The organism is Streptomyces sp. NBC_01197, from assembly GCF_036010505.1.
Lineage (GTDB): Bacteria > Actinomycetota > Actinomycetes > Streptomycetales > Streptomycetaceae > Streptomyces.
The window spans coordinates 3,942,969-3,958,400 of the sequence record NZ_CP108569.1; the positions used below are offsets into that span (position 1 = coordinate 3,942,969).

The following is a 15,432-nucleotide window of genomic DNA, read 5'->3' on the forward strand; positions in this document are numbered from 1 at the left end:
CGGCCGGCGAGGACCGACGCCATGTCATGAGCAAGCTCAATGAAGGGGAGGTCATCAAGAAGGTTCGCGAGCTGGAGAAGCAGGGAGACGCGGGAAAGGTCCGGAAGCCGGGGCGGGTGTGGGCCGTCAAGACATGGCTTCAGCACTGGGTGGAGGAGATCGCCGAACCGTCGGTGCGGGAGAACACCTATGCCGGGTACGAGATTGCCGTCAGAGTCCACCTGACTCCCGGTCTCGGTGCTCATCGCCTCGACAAGCTGGAGCCGGAACACCTGGAGCGCTTCTACACGAAGATGCTGGCCAACGGCAGTAAGCCCGCAACCGCCCACCAGGCTCACCGCACCATCCGAACAGCGCTCAACCACGCCATGAGGCGCGGCCACGTCACCCGGAACGTCGCCACGCTCGCCGTCCCGCCCCGCATCGAAGACGAAGAGGTGGAGCCGTACGACATCGAAGAGGTGCAGCAACTCCTCTCCGAAGCGGCCAAGCTACGGAACAGCGCACGCTGGTCCATCGCGCTCGCCCTCGGCCTCCGTCAGGGCGAAGCACTGGAGCTGCGCTGGTCGGACGTGGACCTCCCGGCAGGAATCCTGCGGGTCCGCAAGAACCGTCTGCGGCCCAAGTACCTGCACGGCTGCGGGGGAGAGTGCGGAAGCAAGCCCGGCTACTGCAAGCAGCGCGTCAGGAAGAACGAGGACACGGCCAACACGAAGTCCGTGCCGGGCGCCGGGCCATCGGCGTGCCGGACGAACTGGTCCGTCTCCTGGAGCTGCACCGCAAGGAACAGGATCAGGAGCGCCGTCGGGCCGCTCAGGAGTGGTGCGAGACGGGGGTTCGTCTTCACCTCACCCGTCGGCGCCCCCTTGGTGCCGAGTACTGACTACGACGCGTGGAAGCAGTTGCTCATCGATGCCAAGGTGCGCGACGGGCGCTTGCACGATGCCCGGCACACCGCCGCCACGGTGCTGCTCATCCTGGGAGTCCCGGAGCGCGTAGTGATGCAGATCATGGGCTGGTCGTCCACGGCGATGGCGGCCCGCTACCAGCACGTGACCGGCGGCATCCTGCAAGACGCGGCCAAGCAGGTTGGTGGACTCATCTGGGAGATCGCGAAGAGCGACGAGGGAACATCGAAGGAGGCCCCCGAACAGCCTCGTTGAGCTGTGGTTGAGACTGCACAAGCAGAAGGCCCGGACCGTGTGAACGGTCCGGGCCTTCTAGCTGCGGAGGATACGAGATTCGAACTCGTGAGGGGTTGCCCCCAACACGCTTTCCAAGCGTGCGCCCTAGGCCACTAGGCGAATCCTCCGCGGCAAACAATACAAGACGTTGAGGAGTGCTAGCGAACTCGATTCCACCCCGGTGGATCAGCTAGGGTGTGGGTCAGCCCCTCACGTGGCGCTATCTGACTGAACTCCCCCAGGGCCGGAAGGCAGCAAGGGTAGGTTGGCTCTGGCGGGTGCGTGGGGGGCCCTTTGCGTTCCCGGGGCGTTCTCCGGGTGTGGGTCGCTCGGGGCGTGGGTTGTCAGTGGGCCCCGATAACCTCGTACATGTGTCGTCCCTTGCGCTCTACCGCCGCTACCGTCCCGAATCGTTCGCCGAGGTCATCGGGCAGGAGCACGTCACTGCCCCGTTGCAGCAGGCTCTGCGGAACAACCGGGTCAACCACGCGTATCTGTTCAGCGGGCCGCGCGGCTGTGGCAAGACCACCAGTGCGCGGATCCTCGCCCGCTGTCTGAACTGTGAGCAGGGGCCCACTCCCACGCCGTGCGGTGAGTGCCAGTCCTGCCAGGACCTCGCGCGCAACGGGCCGGGGTCGATCGATGTCATCGAGATCGACGCGGCTTCGCACGGTGGCGTGGACGACGCCCGTGATCTGCGCGAGAAGGCGTTCTTCGGGCCGGCGAGCAGTCGTTACAAGATCTACATCATCGACGAGGCGCACATGGTCACGTCGGCGGGGTTCAACGCCCTGCTGAAGGTGGTCGAGGAGCCCCCGGAGCATCTCAAGTTCATCTTCGCGACCACCGAACCCGAGAAGGTCATCGGTACCATCCGGTCGCGTACGCACCACTACCCCTTCCGGCTTGTGCCGCCCAGCACCCTGCGCGACTACCTCGGCGAGGTGTGCGGGCAGGAGGGCGCCCAGGTCGCGGACGGCGTGCTGCCCCTCGTCGTGCGGGCCGGGGCGGGGTCCGTGCGGGACTCTATGTCCGTCATGGACCAGTTGCTGGCAGGCGCGGGCGAGGAAGGTGTGACGTATGCCATGGCCACCGCCCTCCTCGGCTACACGGACGGGACGCTCCTCGACTCCGTCATCGATGCCTTCGCCTCCTCGGACGGAGCCGCCGCCTTCGAGCTCGTCGACCAGGTCATCGAGCGCGGCAATGATCCACGCCGGTTCGTGGCCGACCTCCTGGAGCGGCTGCGCGACCTGGTGATCCTGGCCGCCGTGCCGGACGCGGGGGAGAAGGGGCTGATCGACGCTCCGGCGGATGTCGTCGCGCGGATGCAGGCGCAGGCCTCCGTCTTCGGCGCCGCCGAGCTGAGCCGCGCGGCGGACCTGGTCAACACCGGGCTCACCGAGATGCGCGGTGCCACCTCCCCGCGGCTCCAGCTCGAACTGATCTGTGCGCGGGTGCTGCTCCCGGCCGCCTTCGACGACGAGCGCTCCCTGCAGGCCCGGCTGGACCGCCTGGAGCGCGGCGGCGCCTTTGTGCCCGGCGGGCAGGGGCCCGCCATGGGGTACGTACCGGGCGCCGAGGCGCATCCGACGATGGCTGCGCCCGCCGCGACGACTGGCGGGCCGGGTGGGCCTGTTGGGACTGGGGGCCCTTCCGGGCCCGGCATGACGGTTGCGCCCGGCACGGGGCCCGCCGCCGCCCGCGCCGCTGCCCGGGGGGACAGCCCGGGTGCCGGGGCCGGCGGTGGTGCGGCGCCCGGCGCAGGTCCTGCGGGTGCCCCCCCTGCTCCGGCCGGGCCTTCCGCTGAGGCTGCGAATGCCCCCTCGGCCGCTCCGGCCGCTACGTCCGCTCAGCCCGCCGCTCCCGCGCAGCCTCCCGCCCCGGCCTCCGCCGCACGGCAGCCCGGAGCCTGGCCCGGTGCTGCCGCCCCCGCGGCCCAGTCGCAGACCCAGCCTCAGTCGCAGCGCCCGGCGGGCAGTTGGCCGTCGGCCACTGCTCCGGGGCAGGGGCAGCCCGCGCAGGCGGCCCCTCCGGCTGCGTCCGCCGCCCCGCCGTCCGCGCCCCCCGCCGCGCCCGCCCCCGGCATGGCACAGGGGGCGGCCCAGGTGCGGAACATGTGGCCCGACATCCTTGAGGCCGTCAAGAACCGGCGCCGCTTTACCTGGATCCTGCTCAGTCAGAACGCCCAGGTCGCCGGTTTCGACGGGACCACCCTCCAGCTCGGCTTCCCCAATTCGGGCGCCCGGGACAACTTCGCGTCCAGCGGCAGCGAGGACGTACTGAAGCAGGTCCTCGCCGACCAGTTCCACGTCCAGTGGAGAGTCGACGCGATCGTCGACCCCTCCGGCGGTACGCAGCCTCCGGGCGGCAGCAATCACCCCGGCCCCGGCGGTTCCTCCCCCGCGCCGCCGCGCCCGGCGCCCCAGGCCGGAGGCGGTTCCGCCGCGTCCGGACCGGTCCAGCAGCCGCCCGCCCCTGAACCCCCGCCGCGCCAGCGGCCGCAGGCCTTCCGGGAGCCCGAGCCGCCGGTGCCGGACGGTCCGCCGCCCGTCTCGCTGGAGGACGACACCCCCGAGGACGACGACCCCGACCTGGTCGACTCGGCGCTCTCCGGCCACGATCTGATCGTGCGCGAGCTGGGGGCGACCGTGGTCGAGGAGTACACGAACGAGTAGACCGATCAGAACGAGTAACCGGCCGCGTCACGTACGTGGAGGAAGCTACGAACACGTGCGTCCGCCGCTTTCGGTGGCCCGCACAAGGCCCGCGCCGGGCCGGCCCCGGTGCGCGGGCTAGGCTTCGCACCGTGAAGGTCCTTGTCATCGGCGGCGGCGCCCGCGAACACGCCCTGTGCCGCTCTCTTTCCCTCGACCCCGAGGTCACCTCCCTGCACTGTGCCCCCGGCAACGCGGGCATCGCGGAAGTGGCCGAGCTGCACGCGGTGGACGCGCTGGACGGCGCGGACGTCGCCCGGCTCGCCGTCCGCCTCGGCGCCGGACTCGTCGTCGTCGGCCCCGAGGCGCCCCTGGTCGCCGGTGTCGCCGACGCCGTACGGGACGCTGGTATCCCGTGCTTCGGTCCGAGCCGCGAAGCCGCGCAGCTGGAGGGCTCCAAGGCCTTCGCCAAGGACGTGATGGCGGGGGCGAACGTCCCCACCGCCCGTGCCTATGTCTGCACCACCCCGGCGGAGATCGACACGGCGCTCGACGCCTTCGGCGCCCCGTACGTGGTGAAGGACGACGGTCTGGCCGCCGGCAAGGGCGTCGTCGTGACCGAGGACGTCGCGGCCGCCCGCGCCCATGCGCTGGCCTGCGGCCGTGTGGTCATCGAGGAGTTCCTGGACGGCCCGGAGGTCTCGCTCTTCGCGATCTCGGACGGGGTGACCGTCCTCCCGCTCCAGCCCGCGCAGGACTTCAAGCGCGCGCTCGACGGCGACGAGGGGCCCAACACCGGCGGCATGGGCGCGTACTCCCCGCTCCCCTGGGCCGACCCCAAGCTGGTCGACGAGGTCATGCAGACCGTGCTCCAGCCGACCGTCGACGAGCTGCGCCGCCGGGGTACGCCCTTCGCGGGGCTGCTGTACGCGGGCCTCGCGATCACCTCACGCGGGGTGCGGGTCATCGAGTTCAACGCCCGGTTCGGCGACCCCGAGACCCAGGTGGTGCTGGCCAGGCTGAAGACCCCGCTGGCCGGTGTCCTGCTGAACGCGGCCAACGGCACCCTCGACACGGTCCCCCCGCTGAACTGGCGCGACGAGGCTGCCGTGACCGTCGTCATCGCCTCGCACAACTACCCGGACACTCCGCGCACGGGTGACCCCATCGGCGGGCTCGACGAGGTGGCGGCCCAGGATGCGCCCCATGCGTACGTTCTGCACGCCGGTACCAGGCAGGACGGCGACGCGGTGGTGAGCGCGGGCGGCCGGGTGCTCTCGGTGACCGCCACCGGCGCCGATCTGGGGGAGGCCCGTCAGCGCGCGTACACCGCGCTGGGCAGGGTGCGGCTCGAAGGGGCGCAGCATCGTACGGACATCGCTGCGAAAGCCGCAGGCGTCTGACCGCTTTTCGTCAGCACCTTTACCCAAAGCCATTCCATCGAGTGACGACTGCCCCATCCGGATGACGCTTGCCGGGACCCCAACTAGTCTGCGGCGCAGGCATTCCGGCACTTGGCCCACCGGCATTGCGATGTCAGTGGCGGGTGCCACAGTGGGGGAGTGAGCAAAGCCGTCGCAGGGGCAGAGGGGGGTGACGTCCAGCCGTGTCCGACAACCGTACGAGTGATGCGCGTGTGAATTCGCGTGGTAGGCGGGGTGCGCGGGGCGCACGCGCCCATGCGCTGGCCGTTCTGGCGGTCCGGGGCAGGGCGCTGGCCGTCGCGCTGCTGCCGGCCGCGGTCGCGGTCGTGCTGCTGGCGGGCGGCGCCATGGGCCGTCTCAGCGGCGGAAGCTGGGACGTGGCGCGATGGGTGGTGACGGGGTTCGCGCTGGTGGTGCTCGTGGTGGCCGCCGGGGTGGGAGCCGTGATCGCCAGGGCCGGGCCCGCGGTCAGCCCGACGGTGGCGCTCACCGAGTCATCCGCGCCCGACCTGCACCGGATGGTGCGGGACCTCGCGGACCGGCTCGAAGTGCCTGCCCCGTCGGCCATAGCGCTGACGCCCGACTGCGACAGCTGGCTGGAGGACCGTTCGCACCCCGCCGCGCAGTCCATATCCGACGGACCGCTGGGTGCCGTGCGCGGCATACGGTCGATACGTTCGCGCCGGGTGGCGGACGCCCCCGTGCTGGTCATCGGCTCACCCTTCCTGTGGTGGATGCGGGTGGCCGAGCTGCGGGCCCTCCTCGCGCCGGTGATCGCCGGTACGGGGCCCTCGGCGCACCCCGATATCGCGGCCTCGCGCCGGTTCGTACGGGGCCTGGACGCGGCGGTCGCCGTCTCGTCCCGGGCCGGGCTCGGCCCGGTGCGGCGGATCGCGTACGGCTTCATCGGCTGGACCGCGCGGTTGCTGCTGCGCAGTTGCCGCGGCCATGTGGCCGAGATGGAGCGCGGCGTCGCGGCTGCCGCTTCGGACCGCGCACAGGCTGTGGACTACGGGCTGCGGATCGTCGCCCAGGAGCAGGTGGGCCTGGCCTACGCGGGCTGGGACCGGCTGCTGACCCGGGTCGCGCTGCCCGCCTGGCGGATGGGCCGCTGGCCCTCCCGTCTCGACGCCGGAGTGGTCTCCGCGCTCACCGAGCTGTCGCGCCGGGACCGGCTGGCCGAGGGCTTCACCTCCCGGCTGGGTGAACGGCCTGCCTGTGACCTGCTGGAAGAGCCGGGCGCGGTCGACGCGGCCACCTCCCTCCTCGCGGCCAGACTCTTCCACGGCGGCCCGGCCGACAACGGCCCCGGCTGGTCCCCGGTGGACTGGCAGCAGTACCCGGAAGAGGTCACCGACCGGAAATGGCGTACGGAGGCGGCCAGGCTGCACCGCGTCCTTGACCAGCTGGGCGTGCGCCGCACGGCCGAAGCGGGTCCGGCCGCGGAGGAGCCGGGCGGCCCGACGCTGGCCCGCGTCCTGGACCATCTCGCCGCCGACGACACGGAGGCGCTGGCGGCCGCCGTCACCGCCGAGGTCGCCCGTGAGGAGGCCGCAGCACCGGCCCCTGTGCCGGGCGGCATCCTGGAGGGCGAGGAGCTCTGGGACACCGGGGCGATCCCGCTCTTCCCGCTCCAGCCGCCCCGAATCGGGCGGGATCTGCTGGCCGACCATGTCACCGCGATGGTCTGCTGCGCGGCGGTGGACACGGCCGGGGCGGCGCCCGGCCTGGACTGGCTGGACGGGCCCGCGCTGCTGGTGGGCGGCGAGCGCAGCGCGGACCTGGGCGGGCACGTGATGAGCCTGGTGGAGGACGGGGACGGGGAGCCGTTGCGAGGGTGGCTGACGGCCGTGGGGGTGCGCGCGGAGAAGCCGGTGCGGCTGGTGTGAGTGGGGGCGAGCCCGACGTGGGGCGGGCGGTGATGGCCCGCCATCCGGGGCCCGCATTCCAGATGATCTTGCCTGAACTCGCTTGACCCGCTGAGAACTTGTCCGGGCCGGCGCCGGGAACCTGTCCGGAGCCGCACCCGGAACCTGCCCGCACCCGGCCCGACCCGTGTCCGGAACTTCCCGGGAGTCTTCCCTGGATCATTCCACGAATTCGGCACTCTGCTCGCCAATTCGCGACGAACAGTGACGGAGTGAGTGCCTTATGTGATGTGCTGGGGCCGGTCGCTGACAGTCGGTGCATCACTGTTGTGCCTGAGCGGCCGAGGGAAGGGGAGCCGCATGGGGGCGGAGCAGATCCGGCGATGGGAATCGGGGGCCCTCGCGCACGCCGTCTCGGATCCGTTCGGGCAGGGCCCGCTGCCATGGCTTCGCGGGAGCGAGCACTACTTGGACGACACGGGTCATGTCGTCCCGTGGTACGCCCCGGACGCCCCGCACCACCGCTCCAGCGGTCCGCGCACCGCCGACGACGTGAAGAAGCAGATCAAGGGATTCGCTTCGAACGGCGCGGCCGCCCCGGGCGAGGCCATCGACTTCCATGTCACGGTCGATCCGCCCCAGCAGTTCTCCGTCGACATCTACCGCATCGGTCACTACGGCGGCGACGGCGCGGCGAAGATCACCACCAGCCCGTGGATCTCCGGGATCGTGCAGCCGCCCCCGCTCACTGCCGACCGCACGGTCTCCTGCCACCACTGGTGGCTCTCCTGGCGGCTGCAGATCCCGTCGTACTGGTCGATCGGGGCCTATGTCGCCGTGCTGACCACGGTCGACGGCTACCGCTCCCACATCCCCTTCACCGTCCGGGACAGCCACCCGGCGGATCTGCTGCTCCTCCTGCCCGACGTGACCTGGCAGGCCTACAACCTCTACCCGGAGGACGGGCACACCGGCGCCAGCCTCTACCACGCGTGGGACGGCGTGGGCCGTCTCCTCGGCGAGGAGGACGCCGCCACCACGGTCTCCTTCGACCGGCCCTACGCGGGCGCCGGCCTGCCCCTGCACGTCGGCCACGCCTACGACTTCATCCGCTGGGCGGAGCGTTACGGATACGACCTCGCCTACGCCGACGCCCGCGACCTGCACGCCGGGCGCATCGACCCCACCCGCTACCGCGGCCTGGTCTTCCCCGGCCACGACGAGTACTGGTCGGTCCCCATGCGGCGTACGACGGAGGCCGCCCGCGAACACGGCACCTCCCTCGTCTTCCTCTCGGCCAACACGATGTACTGGCAGGTCGACCTGGCCCCCTCCCCGTCCGGTGTCCCGGACCGGCTCCTCACCTGCCGAAAACGTCGCGGCCCCGGGAAGCCCACCCTGTGGCGCGAGATCGACCGGCCGGAACAGCAGCTCCTCGGCATCCAGTACGCCGGCCGGGTCCCCGACCCGAGCCCGCTGGTCGTACGGAACGCCGAGCACTGGCTCTGGGACGCGACCGGAGCGGGCGAGGGCGACGAGCTCGACGGTCTGGTCGCGGGCGAGGCCGACCGCTACTTCCCGCGTACCGCGCTCCCGCAGCACGAGAGCCGGATCCTGCTCGCCCACTCGCCGTACGAGGACAGCGAGGGGACCATGCGGCACCAGGAGACATCCCTGTACCGCGCCCCTTCCGGTTCGCTCGTCTTCGCCTCGGGCACCTTCGCGTGGTCACCTGCGCTGGACCGCCCCGGCCACGTGGACTCCCGGATCCAGCGCGCGACAGCCAACCTCCTCGACCGCATCTGCAAGCGCGACTGATCAGACGACCGACCCGCCGATCAGGCGACAGGCCGGCCACCGAACCTGGCAGGCAACCCTGGCCGCAACTCCGTCCGACAACCCTGTCCGGTAACGCTCCCGGGCTGCGGACCGACCCTGGCGGGGCCCTCCCGCAGCGCATACGGGAGAATCAACACCGACCCCACCGCTTGGACAGAACCACGGGGAGGAACCGTGTCCGGATTCGTAGAAAAGCCCGAGCCGCTCGAAGTGCCGGGCCTGGTACACCTGCACACCGGCAAGGTGCGCGATCTGTACCAGAACGAGGCGGGCGACCTCGTGATGGTCGCCAGCGACCGTCTGTCCGCGTACGACTGGGTGCTGCCCACCGAGATCCCCGACAAGGGCCGGGTGCTCACCCAGCTGTCGCTGTGGTGGTTCGACCAGCTCGCCGATCTCGTACCGCACCACGTCATCTCCACCGACCTGCCGGCCGGTGCCCCCGCCGACTGGGCGGGGCGCACCCTGGTCTGCAAGTCGCTGCGGATGGTCCCCGTGGAGTGCGTGGCCCGTGGCTACCTCACCGGGTCGGGCCTGCTGGAGTACGAGGCCCATCGCACCGTCTGCGGTCTCGCGCTGCCGGAGGGGCTGACCGACGGTTCCGAACTCCCCGCGCCGATCTTCACGCCGGCCACCAAGGCGGCCGTCGGCGACCACGACGAGAACGTGAGCTACGAGGAAGTCGCCCGTCAGACCGGCGCGGAGACCGCCTTCGATCTTCGCCGGACGACCCTCGACGTGTATGAGCGGGCCCGCGGCATCGCGCGCGAGCGGGGCATCATCCTCGCCGACACGAAGTTCGAGTTCGGTTACGACGGCGACCAACTCGTCATCGCCGACGAGGTACTGACTCCGGACTCGTCCCGCTTCTGGCCCGCTGCCGACTGGGAGCCGGGCCATGCTCAGCCCTCGTACGACAAGCAGTTCGTGCGCGACTGGCTGACGTCGGACGCTTCCGGCTGGGACCGGAAGGCCGAACTGCCGCCGCCCGCACTCCCCCAGAAGATCGTGGACGCGACCCGGGCGAAGTATGTGGAGGCGTACGAGCTGCTGACCGGGACCCCCTGGTCGTAGCCGCGTCTCAGCCGCGCTGTGGCCGCGTCTCGGTCTTGCCGCAGCTGCGTCGTGGCCGTGCCCCGTGGCCGGCCGGCCCGGGCAGCACCGCTGGTGCGCTTCAGCGCGAAGGGCCCGAAGCCGGCTGGCCGGCCGGCGGTTTCCAGGGCCCTTCGTACGCTCCCGGACCGGGCGGGCCCCGCACGCGGAGAAGCCCCCGTCCGGAATCCGGCTGGGGGCTTCTCTTTCCTGCTGCTGAGCGGACGACCAGGTTCGAACTGGCGACCTCAACCTTGGCAAGGTTGCGCTCTACCAACTGAGCTACGTCCGCATGCGCTGTGCGCGGGGTCCACTATACCCAACCTCGCTCCCGTGCGAGACGCACCGCGGTATGACGGTTCTCCGCTCCCAGCTTCGACGCGGCCGACGACAGATAGTTCCGCACTGTCCCCTGCGACAGCGAGGCCCGTTCGGCGATCTCCGCGATCGGGGCGCCGTCCGCCGCCAGCTCAAGCACCTCCACCTCCCGGGCCGTGAGGGGCGAGTCCCCCGCGGAGATCGCGTCGGCTGCCAACTCCGGGTCCACATAACGCCCTCCAGCCCGCACCGTCCGGATGATCTCGGCCAGTCGTTGTGCGGAAACGGTCTTCGGAACGAACCCCTTCACTCCGGCGGAGAGCGCCCGTTTGAGGTGGCCGGGCCGCCCATGGCTGGTGACGATCATGCAGCGGCACTCGGGAAGCACGGTACGAAGGGATGTGGCCACGCTCACACCGTCGGCCCCCGGCATCTGAAGGTCGAGCACCGCCACATCGGGCCGGTGTGCCCGCGCCATGGCGAGCGCTTCGGGACCGGACGCGGCCTCGGCCACGACCATCAGGTCGTCCTCCAGCCCGAGCAGCGCGGCGAGCGCTCCCCGGATGAGGTGCTCGTCATCCGCGAGCAGCACGCGTATGGGCACGGATACGGGCGCGGGAACCGGCGGAGAGACGGACGCAGGCAGGGACGCGGATACGGGCGCGGGCAGGGACGCGGATGTGGACGTCGGCACGGGCGCCGGTACGGGTGTGGCCCCAGGCGCGGGCACCGGTGGCGGGTCGGTCATGCGGTTGCCTCTTCGGTTGCCTCTGCGGTGGAGGTCGGCGGGGCGGAGGTGGGAGCCGCCGTGGAGGTGGGCGTGGGGCTGAGCGCGGGCGGGAGTGCGGAGGGCGGCAGGCGATCGGTGGTGCGAGTGCCGGCGGGCGGCTGCGGTCCGGTCTCCGGTCGCCCCGGTCTGTCGGCGGGCGGTACTGCCGGGCGGTCGGGCAGCGGAGCCCCCGCCTTGTCGGTGTCGGTCAGTGGTACCTCCGCGGTGAGGCGGAATCTCCCGCCAGGGGCCGGGCCCGCCGTAAGTGTCCCGTCCACAGCGGTCAGTCGCTCCCGCAGCCCGGCGAGGCCGGTGCCCGGTGAGGCGCTGCTGCCGCTCCCGCCGGCCGCTCCGTCGTTCTCGACGGTCAGAGTCGCCTCGGATGCCGATCCGGCCACCGCGATGGTGCAGCGCCGGGCGTCCCCATGGCGCAGGACATTCGTCGCGGCTTCCCGGACGACCCAGCCGAGCGCCGACTGAACATCCGCCGGAAGCCCGTCCGGCGGACCGGTGACGGTGCACTCGATACCGGCCGCCTCCAACACGCCCTGGGCTCCGCCCAGTTCCGTGGCCAGGTCCGCTCCTCGGTACCCCCGCACCACTTCACGTACCTCCCGCTGCGCTTCGTGGGCCATGCGCTGCACCTCGGTCATCTGGTCCACTGCCTCCGGCCGCCCCCGCCGGGCCAGCTGCACCGCCAGCTCGCTCTTCAGCGCGATCACGGCGAGATTGCGCCCCATCACATCGTGCAGATCCCGGCCGAACCGCAGTCGCTCCTCCGCGACCGCCAGCCGCGCCTCCACGTCCTTGGCCTCGTGCAGTTTCCACATCACGCCCAGATGCCAGGCGGAGCAGCGGGTGGTGATGGCGTACCACGCGGGTCCGCACACCATGCAGGCCATGCAGGCACCGACCAGCTGCCGGCCGCCGCCGAGCAGCAGGACCGCCCCGCACACCGCGGCCAGGGCGCCCAGCTGCACCAGGGCCGACACGCGCTTCCGAACGATCAGGCTGTGCGACATCGTGAACGGCGTCACGGTGGTGCACAGCACCACCGCCACCGCGGGGAAGTCCCGCAGCCCGACATCAGAGGCGAGCACCAGAACAGCCACGAGATCCATCACCATCAGACCGGCCCCGAAGGCCAACATCCGCCGGGGGAGCGTGGTCTGGCCCAGATACTCGGCCAGACCACCGGAGGACAGCGAGGTGCAGTGCACCCCCTGTGCGACCGCGAGCAGGCAGGAAGCGGCGATCAGTGCGGCGGGCGCGCCGGAGTGCCGGACCGGGCGCGTCACGCTCAACATCACGTGCAGGGCGACGGCCAGCCACAGCAGGGCGTATATCGTCGCGCGCGAGTAGAGGTCGGCCTGTGCGAACCCGCCCCGTTTCCGCCATCCCCGTAGCCACTGCATCACGCACCCCTTGTCCCCCCGGTCGTCCACGCTCGTCCCCGGCTGCTGGCCCCGGACGGGTCGTACCCTGCCCCGCCCTGCCCCTACCGGATCCGCCCGCCTGAGCCTCCGGCCCCGGGCCCGCCTTCGCCATCGTCAGCGGCGTGGCTCCCAGCGGAACCACCGGCGTACAGCAAACACCGAGAGCATCGTCCAGGCCACCGCCGTCAGGACATGACCGAAGGCGTCGTGCGCGGACATCGACCCGGTCCAGGCGCCCCGTACCAGCTCCACCACCGGGGTCAGAGGCAGCAGTTCGCACACCGACGCCAACCGGTCGGGGAATATCTCCAGCGGGACGAAGACCCCCGACCCTGCCATCGACACCAGCATCAGCGGGATGACCGTCAGCTGGGCCGCCTCCGCGGACTTGGTGATGCCCGCCGTCGCCGCTCCCAGGGCGGTCAGCATCACAACCCCCAGGGCAACGCCCAATAGCAGCAGTTGCGGCGCGGGAGGCAGACCCATGTCGAAGACCACCGCACAGCCCGTTGCCAGGACCGTGCACTGCCCCAGCGCGATGACCACCGAGGGCAGGGAGGCGCCGGCGAGTATCTCTGTGTCCCGGGCCTCTCCCGTACGCAGCCGCTTGAGCACCAGCTGCTCACGGCGGACCACCATGACCCCGACCACGCCGTTGTACAGGGCGAAGAGCAGCCCGAACGCGATGGCCCCGGGCAGCAGCACAGCGCCGGCCGACAGTCCGGCCTTGTCCAGGGCCTTCTGGTCGGTCGTCGACGAGATCATGAAGGTCATCGCGATGGGCACCACCAGCATGGTGACGAGCGAGGCCTTGCTGCGTCCCAGCAGTGTCAGCTCGGCGCGGGCGAGCGCGAGCATCCGGCCGGTGGAGAGCGTCCGCACCCCCTCGCCACCCCCGGCCCTGGCCCCGACGGCCCCGAGCCTGGCCCAGATCGCCCCGGCCCCGGTTCGGGTCACTGCCGTGTGTTCCCTTGTGGCCTGCTGGGCCGCCGTGCGTTCCCCCGTCGTGCTCACCGTGTGACCTCCTGCTTCTGTGCGATTCCGAGAAATGCCTCTTCCAGCGAGGCCGACCGGACGTCGAGCCCCCGCAGCTCGACCTCCTTTTCCCTGGCCCACAGCAGGAGTTCGGTGGCGGACCGCTGCAGTTCGTCGGTGCGCAGCCGGATGTCACCGCCCGTACGGACGTACGTCCCCAGCGGCGGCAGATCGCCGACCGCCATCCCCTCGGGCAGGGAGAAGGAGATGTGCGAGGGCTGTGCGGCCACCACCTCGTCCACCCGGCCTTCGGCTGCTATCCGGCCCTCGTGCAGGATCGCCAGCCGGTCGGCCAGCACTTCGGCCTCCTCCAGGTAGTGCGTGGTCAGCAGGACCGTCGTACCGCTGTCGCGCAGCTCCCGCACCAACTCCCAGGTCTCCCTGCGTCCTTCGGCGTCGAGGCCCGTCGTCGGCTCGTCCAGGAAGAGCACCTCGGGGCGGCCGAGAAGCGCCATCGCCAGGTCCAGCCGCCGCTTCTCGCCGCCGGACAGCTGCTTCACCCGTATGGCCGCCCTACCGCCGAGTCCCACCATCTCCATGGCCTCACCGACCGGCCGAGCCCTGCTCGTGCAGCCCGCCCACATCCGGACCGTCTCGGCCACGGTCAGCTCGGGGGAGAAACCGCCCTCCTGGAGCATTACGCCGGTTCTTGGCCGGATGGCGGCGCGCTCGCGGTACGGATCATGCCCCAGCACACGCACCTGGCCCCCGCTCGGCGGCGCCAGGCCCTCCAGGAGCTCCACCGTGGAGGTCTTCCCCGCGCCGTTCGTCCCCAGCAGCGCGAACAGCTCCCCGGCGGCCACCGAGAAGGAGACGCCGGCCACCGCCTCGTACCCACCGGCATAGCTGCGCCGCAGGTCTGCGACCTCAATCACATCTGTCATAGGTCCAGGCTGCCCCCGCCCCGGGCCCCTGCCCGATGACATATGTCATCAGAGCGCGACCATACAGAGAAGTCCCCGGTCGGAATCCGACCGGGGGCTTCTCTGTCCTGCTGCTGAGCGGACGACCAGGTTCGAACTGGCGACCTCAACCTTGGCAAGGTTGCGCTCTACCAACTGAGCTACGTCCGCAGATTGCATCCGACCGGCTTTCACCGGGCGGTGCGAACACCACTCTACCCGACGGTCCGAGTGGACCGGTCCGGAGAGCGATGCAGAGCGGGTGACAGGAATTGCACACTGCGCCTTCCCCCTGGAAGGGGGATGTTCTACTACTGAACTACACCCGCACGCTGCTTCGAACGGGGCCTTTCGGCCTCGCCCTTCGGCGTGCTCCAGACTCTAGCTGACCAGCAGGGGTGGAATGCAAGTCGGGCACTCCGAGGGGGAGTCGGCCAAGAGTCGGCGAGGAGCCGGCCAACGAGTCAGGGAGGAGCCGGCCAAGAGTCGGCGAGGAGCCGACCGCGAGTCGACCCCGGTCGGCCACGCCCGCCGACCGGCCCGGGGCGGGTCAGCCGGCCGCGTTGAACGCCTCGTAGACCTTCTTCGGGATGCGACCCCTGGCCGGGACTTCCATCTTGTTGGACCGGGCCCAGGCGCGGACCGCCGCCGGGTCGGGTGCCACCGAGGTGTGCCGGTAGGCCTTGCCCGACTTCGACTGCTTTCGAGCCGCCTCCAGGAACGGTGCCAGTGACTTGCGCAGTTTCTTTGCATTGGCGGTATTCAGGTCGATCTCGTACGACTTCCCGTCGAGACCGAAGGTGACCGTTTCCGCCGCTTCTCCGCCGTCGATGTCGTCGGAGAGCGTGACCACTACTCGCTGAGCCACGGACTTCGGTCCTTTCCTTCGACATCACCGCGCCTGCCCG

Annotated in this window: 11 protein-coding genes, 4 tRNA genes and 1 other RNA gene; 7 read left to right on the forward strand and 9 right to left on the reverse strand. The window is 71.1% G+C overall.

Annotated features, from left to right (window positions below):
- Positions 1–26: 26 nt before the first annotated feature.
- Positions 27–1,163 carry a tyrosine-type recombinase/integrase gene (locus tag OG452_RS17955; RefSeq protein WP_327296597.1) on the forward strand — a complete coding sequence of 379 codons (1,137 nt, stop codon included), beginning with the start codon at positions 27–29 and terminating at the stop codon, positions 1,161–1,163.
- Positions 1,164–1,227: 64 nt separating this feature from the next.
- On the opposite strand, the gene OG452_RS17960 is transcribed toward OG452_RS17955, so the two are convergent.
- Positions 1,228–1,312, reverse strand: a tRNA-Ser gene (locus OG452_RS17960).
- A 73-nt stretch (positions 1,313–1,385) separates the two neighbouring features.
- Between OG452_RS17960 and ffs the strand changes: the two genes are divergently transcribed.
- The 6 genes from ffs (at position 1,386) to OG452_RS17990 (ending at position 10,046) form a co-directional block, all read left to right on the forward strand.
- Positions 1,386–1,482, forward strand: an RNA gene (gene ffs / locus OG452_RS17965) — signal recognition particle sRNA small type.
- A 73-nt stretch (positions 1,483–1,555) separates the two neighbouring features.
- Entirely contained in the window at positions 1,556–3,862 is a 2,307-nt protein-coding gene (locus tag OG452_RS17970; RefSeq protein ID WP_327296598.1) for a DNA polymerase III subunit gamma and tau, read from the forward strand.
- 131 nt (positions 3,863–3,993) lie between these two features.
- Positions 3,994–5,244 carry a phosphoribosylamine--glycine ligase gene (gene purD, locus OG452_RS17975; RefSeq protein ID WP_327296599.1) on the forward strand — a complete coding sequence of 417 codons (1,251 nt, stop codon included), beginning with the start codon at positions 3,994–3,996 and terminating at the stop codon, positions 5,242–5,244.
- A gap of 233 nt (positions 5,245–5,477) precedes the next feature.
- The gene (locus tag OG452_RS17980; RefSeq protein ID WP_327296600.1) at positions 5,478–7,154 is read left to right on the forward strand and encodes a hypothetical protein; all 1,677 of its coding nucleotides are present in this window, start codon (positions 5,478–5,480) and stop codon (positions 7,152–7,154) included.
- A 339-nt stretch (positions 7,155–7,493) separates the two neighbouring features.
- Positions 7,494–8,951: a N,N-dimethylformamidase beta subunit family domain-containing protein gene (locus OG452_RS17985; protein WP_327296601.1), complete on the forward strand. Its 1,458-nt coding sequence runs from the start codon at positions 7,494–7,496 to the stop codon at positions 8,949–8,951.
- 195 nt (positions 8,952–9,146) lie between these two features.
- The gene (locus OG452_RS17990) at positions 9,147–10,046 is read left to right on the forward strand and encodes a phosphoribosylaminoimidazolesuccinocarboxamide synthase (protein ID WP_327296602.1); all 900 of its coding nucleotides are present in this window, start codon (positions 9,147–9,149) and stop codon (positions 10,044–10,046) included.
- 237 nt (positions 10,047–10,283) lie between these two features.
- Here OG452_RS17990 and OG452_RS17995 read toward each other — a convergent pair.
- The 8 genes from OG452_RS17995 to OG452_RS18030 all read right to left on the reverse strand — a co-directional run bounded on the left by OG452_RS17995 (position 10,284) and on the right by OG452_RS18030 (position 15,392).
- A tRNA-Gly gene (locus OG452_RS17995) sits at positions 10,284–10,356 on the reverse strand.
- Between the two features lie 21 nt (positions 10,357–10,377).
- Positions 10,378–11,130, reverse strand: coding sequence for a response regulator transcription factor (locus OG452_RS18000; RefSeq protein WP_327296603.1), 753 nt, complete (start codon positions 11,128–11,130; stop codon positions 10,378–10,380).
- A complete protein-coding gene (locus OG452_RS18005; RefSeq protein ID WP_327296604.1) occupies positions 11,127–12,566 on the reverse strand; it encodes a sensor histidine kinase in 1,440 nt (479 codons plus the stop codon). The genes OG452_RS18000 and OG452_RS18005 overlap by 4 nt, the downstream gene beginning before the upstream one ends.
- A 135-nt stretch (positions 12,567–12,701) precedes the next feature.
- Entirely contained in the window at positions 12,702–13,445 is a 744-nt protein-coding gene (locus OG452_RS18010) for an ABC transporter permease (RefSeq protein WP_327299679.1), read from the reverse strand.
- A 152-nt stretch (positions 13,446–13,597) separates the two neighbouring features.
- A complete protein-coding gene (locus tag OG452_RS18015) occupies positions 13,598–14,506 on the reverse strand; it encodes an ABC transporter ATP-binding protein (protein ID WP_327296605.1) in 909 nt (302 codons plus the stop codon).
- Positions 14,507–14,622: 116 nt separating this feature from the next.
- Positions 14,623–14,695: transfer RNA gene (locus OG452_RS18020), tRNA-Gly, on the reverse strand.
- Positions 14,696–14,781: 86 nt separating this feature from the next.
- A tRNA-Gly gene (locus tag OG452_RS18025) sits at positions 14,782–14,853 on the reverse strand.
- 221 nt (positions 14,854–15,074) lie between these two features.
- Complete coding sequence (locus OG452_RS18030; protein WP_266855404.1) at positions 15,075–15,392, reverse strand: histone-like nucleoid-structuring protein Lsr2; 318 nt, start codon at positions 15,390–15,392, stop codon at positions 15,075–15,077.
- Positions 15,393–15,432 lie beyond the last annotated feature (40 nt).

What these genes read in the sequence shown, in the direction of transcription:
- OG452_RS17985 (WP_327296601.1), top strand. Translation starts at nt 7,494, where the DNA reads ATGGGGGCGGAGCAGATCCGGCGATGGGAATCGGGGGCCCTCGCGCAC.
- OG452_RS17955 (WP_327296597.1), top strand. Translation starts at nt 27, where the DNA reads ATGAGCAAGCTCAATGAAGGGGAGGTCATCAAGAAGGTTCGCGAGCTG.
- OG452_RS18005 (WP_327296604.1), bottom strand. Translation starts at nt 12,566, where the DNA reads ATGCAGTGGCTACGGGGATGGCGGAAACGGGGCGGGTTCGCACAGGCC.
- OG452_RS18000 (WP_327296603.1), bottom strand. Translation starts at nt 11,130, where the DNA reads ATGACCGACCCGCCACCGGTGCCCGCGCCTGGGGCCACACCCGTACCG.
- OG452_RS18015 (WP_327296605.1), bottom strand. Translation starts at nt 14,506, where the DNA reads ATGACAGATGTGATTGAGGTCGCAGACCTGCGGCGCAGCTATGCCGGT.
- OG452_RS18010 (WP_327299679.1), bottom strand. Translation starts at nt 13,445, where the DNA reads ATGCTCGCGCTCGCCCGCGCCGAGCTGACACTGCTGGGACGCAGCAAG.